We start from the raw sequence: 17,894 nt of genomic DNA on the forward strand, positions 1-17,894 counted from the left end.
CCGCACGGGGGCGGGGCAGCCGCGCCGGGGAGTACACCCGTTGTCGTACGGAGACGGCTCGTGTCGCGTGGGGGCGGTGCTCGGGCCCGTCCGTGCGGCACGTCACGCCTCCGGACGGGCGCGAGGGCCGAAAGTCTGATGTGTCGGGTCAAAAGCCTCGGCGATGATGGAGGGGATATGCACGACCGGCCCGCCGCTGTCACGGCGCTCAGCCAGGCGGTGGCCGCGGGCCGTCGCCTCGCTCGGCGTTGCACACGCGAACCTCGGGCCCTGGATCTCCTCACGGCGCTCGCCTGCCTCGCCCTGATGGCCCTCGACGTGCCGGGCCTGGCCGCCGCCGACAACTCCCTCACCGGGGTCACGGCCGCGCTCGTCCTCACGGCGGGGGCGGCGACGCTGCTGCTGCGCCGGGCTGCGCCGTGGGTGCCGTACCTGGTGGCGCTGGTGCTGCTCGGCTGGCTGCACGAGCTGACCCTCGCGCAGTTCGCCCTGTACTCGCTGGCCCGCTACCGCGGCCGCCTCGCCGGGGCCTGCGGCGTCGTCGGCTATGTCTCCTTCGCGTACGTGATGTTCAATCTGCCCGGCTGGCCGGTGCACAGGGGCGACACGCTCAGCGAGTTCCTCAGCCTCGTCGTGCCGATCGGCGCGCTCGCCGCGGGCGTCGGCGTCGCCGCGAACCGGCAGGACCTCGTCCGCGCGCTCCAGGCCCAGCGGGCCGAGACGGAGACGCTGCACGCGGTGCAGCGCGAGCGGGCGCGCATCGCCCGCGACGTGCACGACTTCGTCGGCCGCGAGCTGACGCTGCTCAGCGTCCGCTCCCAGGTGCTCGCGCGGCGCGCGATGGGCGGCCCGCACGCCGACGGCTTCGAGGAGCTCTCCGAGACCGCGCGCTCCGCGCACCGCATGCTGAACGAGATCATCGTCCAGCGCGGCGTCGACGGCCGCCCCACGCCCGGTCTGGAGGCCCTCCCCGAGCTGGCCCGGCGCAGCGCCCTGGCGGGCAGCCCCGTCGATCTCCACGTCGACGCCGCCGCCCACCGCCTCTCGCCCCTGCGCCAGGCGGCCGTGCACCGGGTGGTGCAGGAGTGCCTCACGAACGCGGCGAAGCACGCGCCCGGGCAGGTCGTGGAGGTCCACGTCACCGCCCGGGAGGGCCACCTCCGCGTACGGGTCAGCAACCCCCTGTCCACCGCCGAGCCCGATGCCCCCACGGCGCCCGTGTCCGCGGGGACGGGGACGGCGGGGATGGGGGAGCGGGTGTGGACGCTCGGCGGAACGTTCGTCGCGGGGGCGCGGGCCGGGGCCTACGAGGTCGTGGCCGACCTCCCGGCCGAAGAGCTGACCTGAGTCCCGCACCCGGCGTGGGCCCGCAGGCAGGATCCGGCCCGAGAGCGGCACCATCCAGCCCGTCCGGCGTTCGAGGACGAGGCGCGGAGCGCCGACATGCCCGCACCCCGGCGGAGCTAGGCCGCGGACATGACCCGCTCGAGGCCGTCGAAGTCCTCCACGCACTTGCCGCAGCCCAGCGCCACGCTGTCCAGCGGGTCGTCGGCCACGAAGACGGGGATGCCCGTCGCGGAGGCGAGGCGCAGGTCGAGCCCGGGCAGGAGCGCGCCGCCCCCGGTGAGGACGATGCCGTGCTCCATGACGTCCCCGGACAGCTCCGGCGGGCACTCCTCGAGGGTGGTCCGCACCGCCGAGATGATCGCCTCGACGGGCTCGTCGAGAGCGGACCGCACCTCCCGCACGGTCAGCTCCACCGTCTTCGGCAGGCCGCCCACCTTCTCGCGGCCCCGCACGGTGAACGTGCGCTCCTCGAAGGAGTCGTCGTCGGGCACCGGCCACGCCGAGCCGATGCCGACCTTGACGTCCTCTGCGGTGCGCTCGCCGATGAGGAGGGCGTGCTCCTTGCGCACGTAGTCGGTGATCGCGGTGTCGAGGCGGTCGCCGCCGACGCGCAGGGACTGGGCGGTCACGATGCCGCCCAGGGAGATCACGGCGACCTCGGTGGTGCCGCCGCCGATGTCGACGACCATGGAGCCGCGCGGCTCCGCCACGGGGAGGCCCGCGCCGATCGCCGCGGCCATCGGCTCCTCGACGAGGTGCACGGCCCGCGCCCCGGCCCGCTGCGCGGCGTGCACGATGGCGCGCCGCTCGACGGGCGTGACGCCGCTGGGGACGCACACCACCATGCGCGTGCGCGGACGGCGCCCCGGTACGGCCTTGCGCACGAAGTGCCGGATCATCTCCTCGGCCGCTTCGAAGTCGCTGATCACGCCGTCCTTGAGGGGGCGGATGGCCGTGATGGTGCCGGGGGTGCGGCCGATGGTCTCCTTGGCCTCCGTCCCCACGGCGAGCGCGGCCCGCGCGCCTTCCTTGACGGCGACCACGGACGGTTCGTTGAGCACGATGCCCTGACCGCGGACGTACAGAAGCGTGTTGGCGGTGCCGAGGTCGATCCCTATGTCCATGATCGCCAAGTTTGCCGGGCCCGTTCGGGTGACGGAGGGACCAAAGTCCCGAATCGGACAGGTCGAAGGTCCCGACCCGTGCCGGATACGGCCCGCGCCCGCCTGCGCGGACACGCTCCGGGGGCCGGCCGGGGCGCGGAGGCGGGCGGCCCCGGGCACGCGGGGTCCGCCCGCCCGGCCGCTGTCGGTGGGTCTCCGTAGACTGGCGTACGTGAGTGACCTCCCGCCGAACGACAGCCCGCGCGACGACGAGACCGGCCCGGCCGACCCCGCCGACCAGTTCGACGACATCGTCGCGGCCGAGACCGACCGCGACCCCGACCTCGCCGTGATCGAGGCGGGCAGCCGCACCCTGCGCACCCAGGCAGGCCCGCCGCAGGCCGACGTCCCGGCCCGCCCCGCCGACCCCGAGGTGGACAGGGCGTTGCGCGAGGTCGAGAGGGAGCTCACGGCCCGCTGGCCCGAGACCAAGCTGGACCCGTCCCTGCGGCGCATCGCCACGCTGATGGACGTCCTCGGCGAGCCCCAGCGCGCGTACCCGTCGATCCACATCACGGGGACGAACGGCAAGACGTCCACGGCCCGCATGGTCGAGGCCCTCCTCGGCGCCTTCGAGCTGCGCACCGGCCGGTACACCTCCCCGCACGTCCAGTCGATAACGGAACGCATCAGCCTGGACGGCGCCCCCATCGCCCCCGAGCGCTTCATCGAGGCGTATCAGGACATCAAGCCGTACGTGGAGCTCGTCGACGCCAAGGAGGAGCACCGCCTCTCCTTCTTCGAGGTGCTCACGGGCATGGCGTACGCGGCCTTCGCGGACGCCCCGGTCGACGTCGCCGTTGTCGAGGTCGGCATGGGCGGCACCTGGGACGCCACGAACGTGATCGACGGCGCGGTCGCCGTCGTCACCCCCATCGACCTGGACCACACCGACCGGCTCGGCAGCACGCCCGCCGAGATCGCCGTGGAGAAGTCCGGGATCGTCAAGCAGGACGCGACGGTCATCCTGGCCCAGCAGCCGGTGGAGGCCGCGCAGGTGCTCCTGAAGAAGGCCGTCGAGGTGGACGCGACGGTCGCGCGCGAGGGCCTTGAGTTCGGCCTCGCCGCCCGTCAGGTCGCCGTCGGCGGGCAGCTGCTCACGCTGCGCGGCCTCGGCGGCGAGTACGAGGAGGTGTTCCTGCCGCTGCACGGCGAGCACCAGGCGCACAACGCGGCGGTGGCGCTCGCCGCCGTCGAGGCGTTCTTCGGCGTCGGCGCCCAGCGCGTGGAACCCCTGGACATCGAGACGGTCCGCAAGGCCTTCGCCTCGGTGGCGTCCCCGGGCCGCCTCGAGGTCGTCCGCCGCTCGCCCACGGTCGTCCTGGACGCCGCGCACAACCCGGCGGGGGCCCGCGCCGCCGCCGCGTCCATCGGCGAGGTCTTCGACTTCAGCCGGCTGATCGGCGTCCTCGGCGTGAGCGACGGGAAGAACGCGCGCGGGATGCTGGAGGCCTTCGAGCCGATCTTCGCCGAGGTCGTCGTCACGCAGAACTCCAGCGACCGCGCCCTCGGCGCGGACGAGCTCGCGGCCATCGCCGTCGAGATCTTCGGCGACGACCGCGTCCAGGTGGAGCCGCGCCTGGACGACGCCCTGGAGGCGGCGGTCACCCTCGCCGAGGAGGAGGGCGAGTTCGCGGGCGGCGGCGTCCTCGTCACCGGCTCCGTCATCACCGTGGGTGAGGCCCGACTGCTCCTGGGAAGGCGCTGACCGCTGTGCGTACGCTCTGTTCTTCGACCCTGATCGGCGAGTTCTTCGTCATCGGCTTCGCGGGTCTGGTCGCCATGAAGGACCCGGACCTGGAGACCGGCACGGTCTGGACGGTGTGCGGCGTCGCGATGGCCCTGTCCGTCCTGCTGTGCGGCATGGTCACCCGGCCGGGTGGGGTCCAGCTCGGCTGGGCCCTGCAGGTCGCCCTGATCGCGAGCGGCTTCGTGGTGCCGATCATGTTCTTCATGGGGGCGATGTTCGCCGCGCTGTGGTGGGCGTCCGTGCACTTCGGCCAGAAGATCGACGAGGCGAAGGCGCGGTTCGCTGCGCTGGCCGAGCAGGGGGAGGCCTCCGGGGGCTGAGCGGGCCTTCGCCCCCGGGCCCCGGGCCGTGCGTCGCGCTGCGCGCTTGTCCTCAATCGCCGGACGGGCTTTATCGGTGCTGCGGCGGTCGCTTTCCCTGTGAATCCGACCTGCCGGAGTGGCCCGTTATCGCGCTCACCCGATGGCCACCCTCCGTAGTGCCCCCGGTATCGTGCGGAACCCATCCCATGTGATCGTAAAAACACCGCTTGGAGCCGCACACCATGAGCCAGCGCACGCTCGTTCTTCTCAAGCCCGACACCGTCCGCCGCGGACTGATCGGGGAGATCATCGGCCGTATCGAGCGCAAGGCGGGCTGGGCCATCTCCGCGCTGGAACTGCGCAGCCTGGACCAGGACACCCTGGAGGCGCACTACGGGGAGCACAAGGGCAAGCCGTTCTACGAGCCGCTGGTCGCCTTCATGGCCTCCGGCCCGGTCGTCGCCCTCGTCGTCGAGGGTGAGCGCGTGATCGAGGGAATGCGCCAGCTCGCGGGCCCGACCGACCCGATCGCCGCCGCGCCCGGCTCCATCCGCGGCGACTTCGGCAGCATCGTCCGGGAGAACCTGGTGCACGCCTCGGACTCCGAGGAGTCCGCCGAGCGCGAGCTGAAGATCTTCTTTCCGGGTCTCGTCTGAGATTCCCAGTTCTGACATGTAGTCAGTGCGAACGCTCCACCGACCAGGGACGGCCGAAGAAATTCGGCCGTCTTTTGGCATATGCGCCCCGATTGGGGGAACCCGTGCCTCGGATGGCACGTCTCCAAGAGCGGGGCGGCACATCATCTGCTGACAATGGCGGAGACCCTCGCGCCGTGTGCGTGCGGGCGAGACTACGATGGAAGCCTCCACGCCACACAGCACCCACCTCGCCTACCTAACAAGCCATCACACGCTCCACTAGGGAAGGCCAGACGCATCCTCATGGGGAACAACATGTCGTTCATCGGCCGTGACATGGCTGTCGACCTCGGGACCGCCAACACGCTGGTGTACGTCAGGGGTCGGGGGATCGTACTCAACGAGCCGTCCGTCGTCGCGATCAACACCAACACCGGCGGCATCCTCGCGGTCGGCGCAGAAGCGAAGAAGATGATCGGGCGCACGCCCGGCAACATCGTCGCGGTGCGCCCGTTGAAGGACGGCGTCATCGCCGACTTCGAGATCACCGAGCGGATGCTCCGCTACTTCATCCTGAAGATCCACAAGCGTCGGTATCTGGCCCGCCCGCGCGTCGTCGTCTGCGTGCCCTCCGGCATCACCGGAGTCGAGCGCCGCGCCGTCATCGAGGCCTCCTCGCAGGCGGGTGCCCGCCAGGTGCACATCATCGAGGAGCCCATGGCCGCCGCCATCGGCTCCGGCCTGCCGGTCCACGAGGCCACCGGCAACATGGTCGTGGACATCGGCGGCGGCACCACCGAGGTCGCGGTGATCTCCCTCGGCGGAATCGTCACGGCACAGTCCATCCGCGTCGCGGGCGACGAGCTGGACAACGCGATCATCCAGCACATCAAGAAGGAGTACTCCCTCCTCCTCGGTGAGCGCACGGCCGAGCAGATCAAGATCACCATCGGTTCCGCGTACGACATGGACGCCGACGAGCACACCGAGATCCGCGGCCGCGACCTGGTCTCCGGCCTGCCCAAGACCGTGGTGATCTCCGCGGCCGAGGTCCGCAAGGCGATCGAGGAGCCCGTCAACGCCATCGTCGACGCGGTCAAGACCACGCTCGACAAGTGCCCGCCCGAGCTGTCCGGCGACGTCATGGACCGCGGCATCGTCCTGACCGGCGGCGGCGCGCTCCTGCGCGGCCTCGACGAGCGGCTGCGCCGCGAGACGGGCATGCCGATCCACATCGCCGAGGACCCGCTGGACAGCGTGGCGCTCGGCTCCGGCAAGTGCGTCGAGGAGTTCGAGGCGCTGCAGCAGGTGCTCGACGCCCAGCCGCGCCGCTGACCCTTGGGGAAGACGACGCGTACGCGGCGACGACGCGGGGGCACCCGGTCGACGTCCCGCCGCGTCGCGCACCACGCGCCCGGTCACCACGGTGGCCGGGCGGCCCGCGTCCGCTGACCGGACGTCACGACCCGCACACGACCTGACGTGAAAAGGTCCGCCGTACGAGTGCCTGCCGCCTCGTGCGGCGGATCGTTGATATATAGGCAAGGCATAAGAATTCCGCGGACTTCGGGGCTCCGGGGACCCCGCGGGCTCACATTCCGCAGATTCCTACTTGAGGAAGGCACGGCCGCCGCACGTGAGGGACACACGAGAGAGCCGGCTGCTCCTGGTGCTGCTGATCGCCATCGCGTTCGCACTGATCACGGTGGACATCCGTGGTGGCGAGGATTCACCGGTCGACGGTGCCCGACAGGCCGCCGCCACGGTCTTCGGCCCGGTCGAGGACGGCATGGCGGGCGCAGTGGACCCGATCGGCAACGCCATCGGCGCGGTCCGCGACTCCGGTGACCGCCACGACCGCATCGCGCAACTGGAGCGGGAGAACGCCGCGCTCAAGGCCAAGCTCGGCAGCGACGACCGCAACCGCAGCCGGGTCAAACAGCTCGACTCCCTGCTCAAGAAGGCGGGCGCGGGCCAGTACGGCATCAAGGGCGCGGAGGTCATCGGCATAGGAGCGGCCCAGGGCTTCTCCTGGACGGTCACCATCGACGCCGGCGCGAACGACGGCCTGAAGCGCGACATGACGGTCCTCAACGGCGAAGGACTGGTCGGCCGCGTCACCACCGTCGGCCCGTCCACCGCGACGGTCCTGCTCGCCAACGACCCCGACTTCACCGTCGGCACCCGCATGGAGAAGACCGACGAGCTCGGCTTCGCCTCCGGCCAGGGCGACCGCCCGCTGCGGGTCCAGATGCTCAACGGCAAGGCGAAGATCAAGAAGGGCGACCGCCTGGTCACCTTCGGCTCGCAGGCCGACAAGCCGTTCGTGCCCGGCGTCCCCGTCGGCGAGGTCGTCCGCGTCGACCCCTCCGGCGGCGACCTGACCCGGAACGTGTACGTACGGCCGTACGTGGGATTCACCAAGCTGGACGTCGTCGGCGTCGTCGTCGAGGCCCCCCGCAAGGACCCCCGCGACACCGTCCTGCCCGACAAGCCCGCCAAGCCCAAGCCCGCCCCGACCGTGACGGTCACCGCGACGCCGTCCGGGCAGGCACCCGCCGACGGCACCGAGCGATACGAGCAGTAGGAGCACTGACACCATGCGCTTCAACCGGATCCTGCTCTCCAGCGCCCTCGTCGTGGTCGCCCTCGTCGTCCAGGTCAGCGTGCTCGCCCGGCTCCAGCTGCCGGGCGCCGTCCCCGACCTGGTGCTGCTCACCGTCCTCGGCCTGGCCTTCGTCTACGGCCACGTCGGCGGCGCCCTGATCGGCTTCGGCGCGGGCCTGCTCACCGACCTGGCGCCGCCCGCCGACCACGCCGCCGGGCGCTACGCCCTCGTGCTGTGCGTCATCGGCTACCTCGCGGGCCTCGCCAAGCCCGAGACCGGCCGACTGCGCTCCGCCAGTGGCCCGCTCTTCGTCGTGGTCGGCGCCGCCGTCGGCTCGACGCTCCTGTACGCGGGCGTGGGTGCCCTCGTCGGCGACGACGCGGCCCGCCACGTCGGCCTCGGCGGCCTGCTGTTCACGGCCGCCCTGTACGACCTGCTGCTCGCGCCGTTCACCATTCCGCTGATCATCGCGCTCGCCCGCCGCGCCGAGAACGACCCGCTGGGCGAGACCGCCGGGGGCGGCAAGGCCGCCGACGTCTCCTCGGGCTTCCTGTCCTCCGGCACCGGCCTGAGCATCGGCAACCAGCGCGGCGGCGGCCTGCGCACCAAGGCGGCCAAGGTCCGCGCCGCCCGCGCCGGACGGATCAAGGGGGTCAAGCGCCTGTGAGCGCACCGCAGTTGACGTACGGCGAAGGCGGCGCACCCGTCGACGTACGGAACAGGGGAGGAGCGAAGCAGTGACCAACGCCCACCCGTCGCCCGCCACCGCCCTTCCGAAGAAGGGGCTGCGCCCATGACCAACATTCCCGAGACCGGCCGGACGCCACGCGTCCAGATCCGCCTCGTCGTCATCCAGATCCTCGTCGTCTCGCTGCTCCTCACCCTCGGCGGCCGCCTCTGGTACCTCCAGGTCCGCAACGGCGACGAGTACGCCGAGGAGGCCTCCGGCAACCACGTCCAGCAGGTCGTCCAGCCCGCCGTGCGCGGCGAGATCCTCGACGCCCGCGGCGTGCCCATCGCCGACAACCAGACCCGCCTCGTGGTCTCCGCGTCCCGCACCGAGCTGATGAAGATGAAGGACGACGGCGCGGGCGTCCTCGCCAAGCTCGCCGACGTCCTCGGCATGAGCACCAAGGACGTCTCGGACAAGGTCCGGCTGTGCGACTCCAAGACCCCGCAGCCCTGCTGGAACGGCTCGCCGTACCAGCCGATCCCCATCACCGACGAGGCCACGCCCAAGCAGGCCCTGCAGATCCGCGAGCGCTCCGAGGACTTCCCCGGCATCACCGCCGAGCCCACCGCCGTCCGCCGCTACGGCGCGCCCGGCAAGGCGAACACCGCCCAGGTCCTCGGCTACCTCTCGCCCGTCACGGACGACGAGATCAACAAGGCCAAGGACACCGACTCGCCGTTCCTGCGCTCCGACCAGGTGGGCCGCTCCGGCCTCGAGCGCACGTACGACAAGCAGCTGCGCGGCAAGGCCGGCGTCACCCGCTACGAGGTCGACAACCTCGGGCGGGTCATAGGGAAGGCCAAGTCCGACAAGGCCGAGCCCGGCTCGAACGTCGTGACCAGCATCGACGCCCGCGTCCAGGCCGTGTCCGAGTACTGGCTGAACGACGCGATGAAGAAGGCGCGCGACGAGTTCGACGACAACACCGGCGAGAACTACAAGGCCGACGCGGGCGCCGTCGTCGTCATGGAGAACAAGACCGGGCGCGTGGTCGCCATGGCCTCCAACCCGACGTACGACCCGAACGCCTGGGTCGGCGGCATCTCCGGCAAGGACTACGCCAAGCTCACCGGCAAGAAGTCCAACTACCCGCTCCTGAACCGCGCCATCCAGGGCCAGGCCGCCCCGGGCTCGATCTTCAAGGTCATCCCGACGACCGCCGCCGTCAACGCGGGCTACGAGTTCAACGGCCGCTACCCCTGCCCCAGCTCGTACGCGATCGGCGGCCAGGTCTTCAAGAACTTCGAGTCCCAGGGCCACGGCAGCATCACGCTCGGCCAGGCCCTGGAGGTCTCCTGCGACACCGTCTACTACAAGCTGTCGCACGACGAGTGGCGCAAGGACGGCGGCAACAAGCCGGCGAAGGACCCCAAGGACTGGTTCTACAAGACCGCCCACCAGTTCGGCCTTGGCAAGGAGACCGGCGTCGACCTCCCCAACGAGGTCAGCGGCCGCGTCCCCGACCGCCGCTGGAAGAAGGACTACTGGAAGGCCAACAAGGACGCCTGGTGCAAGCAGGGCAAGAAGAGCGGCGACTACGCCGAGCGCATCGCCTACGAGAACTGCCTCGAAGGCATGAAGATGCGCGCCGGTGACTCCGTCAACTACTCCATCGGCCAGGGCGACACCCTCGTCACGCCCATCCAGATGGCCACCATCTACTCCGCCATCGCCAACGGCGGCACCCTCTACGACCCCACCGTCGGCAAGGCGATCATCAGCCCCGACGGCAAGCACGTCGAGGAGATCAAGCCCAAGGCGCACGGCAAGCTGCCCATGGACGCGGCCCTGCGCAAGGACATAGACGGTGCCCTCGCCGACGTCGCCACCAAGGGAACCGCCGCCTGGCGGTTCGGCGGCTGGCCGCAGGACAAGATCCCGATGCACGCCAAGACGGGCACCGCCGAGGTCTACGGCAAGCAGACGACGTCGTGGTTCGCGACGTACACCAAGGACTACTCGATCGTGATGACGATCTCCCAGGGCGGTACGGGCTCCGGCGCCTCCGGACCCGCCGTGCGCCAGATCTACAACGCGATCTACGGCCTCGACGACAGCGGCAACCAGGACCTGAAGAAGGCCCTGCTGCCCGAGCCGCAGAAGTCCCTGCCGAAGATCGGGGCCGACGGCTCCATCGACGCCCCGAAGATCAAGCCGTACAAGCCCGGCAAGCCCAAGACGCCGCAGGAGCTGCAGGACCAGCAACAGCAGCAGGACCAGCAGCAACAGGACCAGCAGGACCCGGGTCGGCGGGACCAGGACCAGGACCAGCAGGAACTCGCGGGCGCGCCCGCGGGCTGGAGGCGCGACTGATGGCCGGCACCAGCGGTTTCTCCGTCTCGGGCTACGGCCCCGAGCGCTCCACCATGGCCCGCCTGTTCGCCCGCGACTCGCTGCTGCGCCGCCTCGACTGGTGGATACTGCTCGCCGCCCTCGCGCTCTCCGTGATCGGCTCGGCGCTCGTCTACTCGGCGACCCGCAACCGCACCGAGCTGGTCGGCGACGACCCGTACGCCTTCGTGATCAAGCACGTCATCAACATCGGCATCGGCCTCGCGCTGATGGCGGGCACGATCTGGCTCGGCCACACGATGCTGCGCACCGCCGTGCCGATCCTCTACGGCATCTCGGTCTTCCTGATCCTGCTGGTCCTCACCCCGCTCGGCGCGACCGTCAACGGCGCCCACGCCTGGATCGTCATCGGCGGCCAGTCGCTCCAGCCCTCCGAGTTCTGCAAGATCACCATCATTCTGGGCATGGCGATGATGCTCGCGGCCCGCGTCGACGCGGGCGACCGCGAGCACCCCGACCACCGCACCGTCGTCCAGGCCCTCGGCCTCGCCACCGTACCGATCATGATCATCATGCTGATGCCTGACCTCGGCTCGGTCATGGTGATAGTGATGATCGTCCTCGGCGTCCTGCTCGCCTCCGGCGCCTCCAACCGCTGGGTCTTCGGACTGCTCGGCGCGGGCGCGCTCGGCGGCGTCGCCATATGGCAGCTCGGCGTCCTCGACGACTACCAGATCGCCCGCTTCGCCGCGTTCGCCAACCCCGCGCTCGACCCGGCGGGCGTCGGCTACAACACCAACCAGGCCCGCATCGCCATCGGCTCCGGCGGCCTCACCGGCACCGGGCTCACCCACGGCTCCCAGACCACCGGCCAGTTCGTGCCCGAGCAGCAGACCGACTTCGTCTTCACCGTCGCGGGCGAGGAACTGGGCTTCGTCGGCGCGGGCGCGATCCTGTTCCTCCTCGGCGTGGTCCTGTGGCGCGCCTGCCGCATCGCCCGCGAGACGACCGAGCTGTACGGCACGATCGTCGCCGCCGGGATCATCGCCTGGTTCGCCTTCCAGGCCTTCGAGAACATCGGCATGACCCTCGGCATCATGCCCGTGGCGGGCCTCCCGCTGCCCTTCGTCTCCTACGGCGGAACGTCGATGTTCGCCGTCTGGGTGGCCGTCGGCCTCCTCCAGTCGATCAAGGTGCAGCGGCCGCTGTCGGCCTGATCCCGCAACCGGGGCGCCCAGGGACTGCCGGGCGCCCCGGATCGCGTCTAGATTCGGTTCATGGCGGACACGAAGCACGGGACTGCGACGCACCGCGAGATCGAGCGCAAGTACGACGCCGGAGCCGACGGAAGCCTCCCCGACCTGAGCGGCGTCGCCGGGGTGGCCGACGTCATCGACAAGGGCGTCGCCGACCTGGACGCCGTCTACTACGACACCGCCGACCAGCGCCTGGCCGAGGCCGCCATCACCCTGCGCCGCCGCACCGGCGGCTCCGACGCGGGCTGGCACCTGAAGCTCCCCGTCGCGCTCGCGGACGGCGTGCGCGACGAGGTCCACGCCCCCCTGTCGGACGACGTCCCCCGCCCCCTCGCGGGCCTGGTCCGCTCCCGCGTGCGCGACACCCCGCTGGTGCCGGTCGTACGCCTCCGCTCGGCACGCGCCGTACGCCACCTCGTGGACGGGTCGGGCACCCTCCTCGCCGAGGTCAGCGTCGACGGCGTACGGGCGGAACGCCTGCACGGCGGCCCCGGCGCGACCGCCTGGACGGAGATCGAGGTCGAACTGGGGGAGACGGCGGACCCGAAACTCCTGGACAGGGTCGAGAAGAAGCTCCGCAAGGCGGGCGTACGCCGCTCGACATCGAGCTCGAAGCTGGCCCGGGCGCTGTCGGAGACGGCAGACGGGGTCCTCGCCGCGGGCGGTCGTCCCGCGGGACGAGTGACCCACCCCCAGCCCCGCACAGGTGACGGAGCCGGCGCCCACGTCCTCGCCTACCTCCGCGAGCAGCGCGACGCCCTGATCGCCATGGACCCCGCCGTCCGCCAGGACCTCCCCGACTCCGTCCACCAGATGCGCGTGGCGACGCGCCGCATGCGCAGCGCCTTCAAGACGTACCGGAAGGTCCTCGACAGGGAGGCCACCGACCCGCTCGGCGACGAGCTGAAGTGGCTGGCCGGAGAGCTGGGCGTGGACCGCGACCGCGAGGTCCTCACCGAGCGCCTCACGACGGCCCTCGCGGAGGTCCCCCGCACGCTGCGCCTCGGCCCGGTCCGCGCCCGCCTGCGGATCTGGTCGATCGCGGGCCGCACCGGATCGCGCCGCAAGACGGTCGCCGTCCTCGACTCGCCGCGCTATCTTGCCCTCCTGGACGCCGTCGACGCGCTGCTCGCAGACCCGCCGCTGCGCAAGGCCGCCGCGGCCCCCGCGGGGAACGTCCTGCCCGAGGCGGTCCGCAAGGACTTCGACCGCCTGGCCGCCCGCGTGGACCACGCCCTCGCCCTCGCCCCCGGCGAGGAGCGCGACGCGGCGATGCACGAGGCCCGCAAGGCGGCCAAGCGCGCCCGGTACGCGGGCGAGGCCGCGAAGCCCGCCCTCGGCAAGCCCGCGAAGCGCTTCGCGAAGCGCATGAAGGCCGTGCAGAGCGTCCTCGGCGAGCACCAGGACAGCGTCGTCGCCCGCGAGGCCCTGCGGAACCTGGCGATCCAGGCGCACGCGGCGGGCGAGTCCGCGTACACCTGGGGCCTGCTGTACGGCCGCGAGGAGGCGGCCGCGGCGGCCCGGGAGCGGGAGCTGCCCGAGGTGTGGGCCAGGGCGGCGGCACCGAAGCTGCGGGCGGCGCTCGGCGACTGAGCGCGCGCCGGGGGTGGGCCGATCGAGGTACGGGGCGCGGCCCCGGTCACGTTAGGCTTGAGGGTCACCCCTGTCAGCTCACGAAGGTCCAGCGATGTCTGTCGAGTCGGTTTTCCCGCAGCTCGAAGCCCTGCTCCCGCATGTGCAGAAGCCGATCCAGTACGTAGGCGGCGAGCTCAACTCCACGGTCAAGCCGTGGGAATCCTGCGATGTCCGCTGGGCGCTGATGTACCCGGACGCGTACGAGGTCGGTCTGCCCAACCAGGGCGTCATGATCCTCTACGAGGTCCTCAACGAGCGGGACGGCGTCCTCGCCGAGCGCACGTACAGCGTGTGGCCGGACCTGGAGGAGCTGATGCGGGAGCACAAGGTCCCGCAGTTCACCGTCGACTCGCACCGCCCCGTGAAGGCCTTCGACGTCTTCGGCCTGAGCTTCTCCACGGAGCTCGGCTACACGAACATGCTGACGGCCCTGGACCTCGCGGGCATCCCGCTGGAGTCCAAGGACCGCGGGCTCGACGACCCGATCGTCCTCGCGGGCGGGCACGCGGCCTTCAACCCCGAGCCGATCGCGGACTTCATCGACGCGGCGATCATCGGCGACGGCGAGCAGGCCGTGCTCGACATGACGGAGATCATCCGCGCCTGGAAGGCCGAGGGCCGTCCCGGCGGCCGCGAGGAGGTCCTCTTCCGCCTCGCCAGGACCGGCAGTGTCTACATCCCGGCGTTCTACGACGTCGAGTACCTTCCGGACGGCCGCATCGGCCGCGTCGTGCCGAACAAGTCCGGCGTGCCGTGGCGCGTGTCCAAGCACACCGTCATGGACCTGGACGAGTGGCCGTACCCGAAGCAGCCCCTCGTGCCGCTCGCCGAGACGGTGCACGAGCGCATGTCCGTGGAGATCTTCCGCGGCTGCACGCGCGGCTGCCGCTTCTGCCAGGCGGGCATGATCACGCGCCCGGTGCGCGAGCGCTCGATCACGGGCATCGGCGACATGGTCGACAAGGGCCTGAAGGCCACCGGCTTCGAAGAGGTGGGCCTGCTCTCCCTCTCCTCCGCCGACCACACCGAGATCGGCGACATCGCCAAGGGCCTCGCGGACCGCTACACCGAGGACAAGATCGGCCTGTCCCTCCCCTCCACCCGCGTGGACGCCTTCAACGTCGACCTGGCCAACGAGCTGACCCGCAACGGCCGCCGCTCCGGCCTCACTTTCGCCCCCGAGGGCGGCAGCGAGCGCATGCGCAAGGTCATCAACAAGATGGTGTCCGAGGAAGACCTCATCCGCACCGTCGCCACCGCGTACGGCAACGGCTGGCGCCAGGTGAAGCTGTACTTCATGTGCGGCCTGCCCACCGAGACCGACGACGACGTCCTCCAGATCGCCGACATGGCGATGAACGTCATCCAGAAGGGCCGCGAGGTCTCCGGCTCGAACGACATCCGCTGCACGGTGTCGATCGGCGGCTTCGTACCGAAGCCCCACACCCCCTTCCAGTGGGCCCCGCAGCTCTCCGCCGAGGAGACCGACGCCCGCCTCGCCAAGCTCCGCGACAAGATCCGCGGCGACAAGAAGTACGGCCGTTCCATCGGCTTCCGCTACCACGACGGCAAGCCCGGCATCGTCGAGGGCCTCCTCTCCCGCGGCGACCGCCGCATCGGCGCCGTCATTCGCGCCGTCTACGAGGACGGCGGCCGCTTCGACGGCTGGCGCGAGCACTTCTCCTACGACCGCTGGATGCAGTGCGCCGACAAGACGCTGCCCGAGATGGGCGTCGACGTCGACTGGTACACCACCCGCGAGCGCACCTACGAGGAGGTCCTGCCCTGGGACCACCTGGACTCCGGCCTCGACAAGGACTGGCTCTGGGACGACTGGCAGGACTCCCTCGACGAGACCGAGGTCGAGGACTGCCGCTGGACCCCGTGCTTCGACTGCGGGGTGTGTCCGCAGATGGACACGCAGATCCAGATCGGCCCGACCGGCAAGAAGCTGTTGCCGCTCACGGTCGTCAAGTAGCGGGCCCCGCTCGTCGCAGTTCGGAAACGGGGGGAACGGGGCGTCGGTGACGGCGTCTCAGTAGGCATGGACCTTGAGAAGGGGCTCCCGGCGGAGCCGCAGCCGCAGCCGGAGCGGCAGCCGTGGCCCGCGCGGGCGCCGGAGGCGGCCGCCGGGCCCGTGCGGCTGACGAAGAGCGCGCCCGAGCCCGCCCCGCGGGCCGAGGGGTGTCTCGTGGTGGCGCTGCGGCTGCCGCTGCGGATCGTGGTCCTGGTGCTCGTGGTGCCGGTGCGGATCGTGTGGGACGCCCTGGTGGTGTGCGGACGGTTCGTGTTCGACCGGGCGCTGCGGCCCCTGGGGCGGGCGCTCGCCTGGTTCGGGCGGGGGATCGGCGCCGTCCTCGGCTTCGTCGGCAAGGCCCTCTTCGTCTGGCCCTGGGTGGCCCTGTGGCGGTTCGTGCTCAAGCCGATCGGGCTAGGCCTTCTCTGGCTCGGGCACGTGCTGGTCGTCGTACCCGCCGTGTGGGTGTACCGGTGGGTGCTCACCCCGGTCGGGCACGGGCTCGCCTGGCTCGGCCGGGTGCTCGTGGTCGAGCCCGCGCGGTGGCTGTACGCGCGCCTCCTGACGCCCGTCGGGCACGGCATCGCGTGGCTCGCCCGGGGCGTCTGGTGGGTGCTGCGGGGGATCGGCCTCGGGATCTGGTGGGTGGTCCGGGGCATCGGGACCGCCGTCGGCACACTCTTGCGGTGGATCTTCGTGGTGCCCGTGGTCGCCCTGTGGCGCTGGGTGCTTGCGCCGGTCGGCCGGGCCGTCGTCTTCGTCGCCGGGGAGATCGGGGACGCGTTCGGACACGCATGGCGGATCGCCGGGCACATCTCGCGGGCCGTGTGGGGCTTCCTGTGCCACCTCTTCAAGCTGATGGTCGTGGAGCCGGTGCGCTGGGTGTACCGGAACCTCCTCACCCCGGTCGGGCACGCCGTGCGCGACACGCTGTGGCGCCCGGTGGCGCGGGGCGCCCGGGCCGTGGGCCACGTCGCCCGGCAGGCGCTCGGCTCCGTGCGCGAGAGCGTGCGCGAGGCCCGGGCCGACTTCCGCCGGATGCTGTTCGGCACGTCCCGCGAGAAGGCGCCCGTCATCGAAGGACCCGGGGCCCGGCGGGAACCGGACACTGGCCGGGGACGTACCCTAGGTAGCGGTACGACCCCACTCACGAAGGACTAGGACACTGGGCAAGCGACAGCCCGAAGGCCCGCCGCCCGCGCCCGTGGCGCAGCGCATCCGTCTGCGTTACACCAAGCGCGGCCGCCTCCGGTTCACCAGCCACCGTGACTTCCAGCGCGCCTTCGAGCGGGCGCTGCGCCGCGCCGAGGTGCCCATGGCGTACTCGGCGGGCTTCACCCCGCACCCGAAGGTGTCGTACGCCAATGCCGCACCCACCGGCACGGGCAGCGAGGCCGAGTATCTGGAGATCGCGCTCACCGAGCCGCGCGACCCGCAGAAGCTGCGGGAGCTGCTCAACGAGTCGCTGCCCGCCGGGCTCGACATCACGGACGCCGTCGAGGCCCGTGTCTCCGGCCTCGCCGACCGGCTGACCGCCTCCGTGTGGGAGCTGCGTCTTGACGGCGTGGAGACCGCCGACGCCGAGCGGGCCGCCGCCGCCTTCCGCGCCGCCGAGACCGTCGAGGTCCAGCGCCGCACGAAGAACGGGATGCGCACGTTCGACGCCCGCGCCGCCGTCGTGAGCCTGGACGCCCTCGGCCCGGAGGCGCTCGCCTCCGTCGCTGATAGGCCGACCGACAAGCCCTGTGCGATACTGCGGCTGGTTGTACGGCACGTGACACCTGCCGTCCGACCCGACGACGTCCTGTCCGGTCTCCGAGCTGTGGCCGACCTGGCGCCGCCGGTCCCCGCAGCGGTGACCAGGCTGGCGCAGGGGCTTTTCGATGACGAGACCGGCACGGTGACCGACCCGCTCGCGCCCGACCGCGAGGCAGTCACGGCCGCCCCGGCCGATCGGCACCCCGATTCAGGGGCCGCCGCAGCTGCCGCCGCGACGGCGCCGGTGCCGGAAGGTCCCGCGTAGGGGCGTTCGCCGAGAACACCGCAGCGCCGCCCTTGGTACTCGGGAGCCACCTGGGTCGGGCAGCGCACTGACCAGAAGACTTTCGCCAGGCCGTCCGCCAGGAGCGTACGGAACCGGCGAGACAAGACAT

At 71.5% G+C, this 17,894-nt stretch carries 14 protein-coding genes; 13 read left to right on the plus strand and 1 reads right to left on the minus strand.

Annotation, left to right across the window (positions count from 1 at the left end; genetic code table 11):
• Nucleotides 1-177 precede the first annotated feature (177 nt).
• Nucleotides 178-1,347 carry a sensor histidine kinase gene (locus IG74_RS0111435; protein WP_030673879.1) on the plus strand — a complete coding sequence of 390 codons (1,170 nt, stop codon included), beginning with the start codon at nt 178-180 and terminating at the stop codon, nt 1,345-1,347.
• A 116-nt stretch (nt 1,348-1,463) separates the two neighbouring features.
• Here IG74_RS0111435 and IG74_RS0111440 read toward each other — a convergent pair whose 3' ends face one another.
• On the minus strand, nt 1,464-2,471 hold the full coding sequence (locus IG74_RS0111440) for a rod shape-determining protein (RefSeq protein WP_030673881.1): 1,008 nt from the start codon (nt 2,469-2,471) through the stop codon (nt 1,464-1,466).
• Nucleotides 2,472-2,682: 211 nt separating this feature from the next.
• Between IG74_RS0111440 and folC the strand changes: the two genes are divergently transcribed.
• The 12 genes from folC to IG74_RS0111500 all read left to right on the plus strand — a co-directional run bounded on the left by folC (nt 2,683) and on the right by IG74_RS0111500 (nt 17,764).
• Entirely contained in the window at nt 2,683-4,218 is a 1,536-nt protein-coding gene (gene folC / locus IG74_RS0111445) for a bifunctional tetrahydrofolate synthase/dihydrofolate synthase (RefSeq protein ID WP_030673882.1), read from the plus strand.
• 5 nt (nt 4,219-4,223) lie between these two features.
• Nucleotides 4,224-4,580: a DUF4233 domain-containing protein gene (locus IG74_RS0111450; protein WP_030673885.1), complete on the plus strand. Its 357-nt coding sequence runs from the start codon at nt 4,224-4,226 to the stop codon at nt 4,578-4,580.
• Between the two features lie 224 nt (nt 4,581-4,804).
• Entirely contained in the window at nt 4,805-5,218 is a 414-nt protein-coding gene (gene ndk, locus IG74_RS0111455; protein ID WP_030673888.1) for a nucleoside-diphosphate kinase, read from the plus strand.
• A gap of 297 nt (nt 5,219-5,515) precedes the next feature.
• Nucleotides 5,516-6,535: a rod shape-determining protein gene (locus IG74_RS0111460; RefSeq protein WP_030362602.1), complete on the plus strand. Its 1,020-nt coding sequence runs from the start codon at nt 5,516-5,518 to the stop codon at nt 6,533-6,535.
• 301 nt (nt 6,536-6,836) lie between these two features.
• On the plus strand, nt 6,837-7,787 hold the full coding sequence (mreC, locus tag IG74_RS0111465; RefSeq protein ID WP_030673893.1) for a rod shape-determining protein MreC: 951 nt from the start codon (nt 6,837-6,839) through the stop codon (nt 7,785-7,787).
• 13 nt (nt 7,788-7,800) lie between these two features.
• Nucleotides 7,801-8,475 (plus strand): rod shape-determining protein MreD, encoded by a 675-nt coding sequence (gene mreD / locus IG74_RS0111470; RefSeq protein WP_030673895.1) that lies wholly within the window; start codon nt 7,801-7,803, stop codon nt 8,473-8,475.
• A gap of 126 nt (nt 8,476-8,601) precedes the next feature.
• A complete protein-coding gene (gene mrdA / locus IG74_RS0111475) occupies nt 8,602-10,854 on the plus strand; it encodes a penicillin-binding protein 2 (protein ID WP_030673898.1) in 2,253 nt (750 codons plus the stop codon).
• Nucleotides 10,854-12,050: a rod shape-determining protein RodA gene (rodA, locus tag IG74_RS0111480; RefSeq protein WP_030673900.1), complete on the plus strand. Its 1,197-nt coding sequence runs from the start codon at nt 10,854-10,856 to the stop codon at nt 12,048-12,050. The genes mrdA and rodA overlap by 1 nt, the downstream gene beginning before the upstream one ends.
• A 60-nt stretch (nt 12,051-12,110) precedes the next feature.
• Entirely contained in the window at nt 12,111-13,682 is a 1,572-nt protein-coding gene (locus tag IG74_RS0111485; RefSeq protein ID WP_030673905.1) for a CYTH and CHAD domain-containing protein, read from the plus strand.
• A 94-nt stretch (nt 13,683-13,776) separates the two neighbouring features.
• Nucleotides 13,777-15,702, plus strand: coding sequence for a TIGR03960 family B12-binding radical SAM protein (locus tag IG74_RS0111490; RefSeq protein WP_030673909.1), 1,926 nt, complete (start codon nt 13,777-13,779; stop codon nt 15,700-15,702).
• A 66-nt stretch (nt 15,703-15,768) separates the two neighbouring features.
• Nucleotides 15,769-16,902 carry a hypothetical protein gene (locus IG74_RS0111495; protein WP_234334312.1) on the plus strand — a complete coding sequence of 378 codons (1,134 nt, stop codon included), beginning with the start codon at nt 15,769-15,771 and terminating at the stop codon, nt 16,900-16,902.
• Between the two features lie 43 nt (nt 16,903-16,945).
• Nucleotides 16,946-17,764, plus strand: a complete 819-nt coding sequence (locus IG74_RS0111500) for a TIGR03936 family radical SAM-associated protein (protein ID WP_030673916.1) — start codon at nt 16,946-16,948, stop codon at nt 17,762-17,764.
• Nucleotides 17,765-17,894: the final 130 nt, after the last annotated feature.

Source organism: Streptomyces sp. NRRL B-1347 (genome assembly GCF_000720325.1).
Taxonomy (GTDB): Bacteria; Actinomycetota; Actinomycetes; order Streptomycetales; family Streptomycetaceae; genus Streptomyces.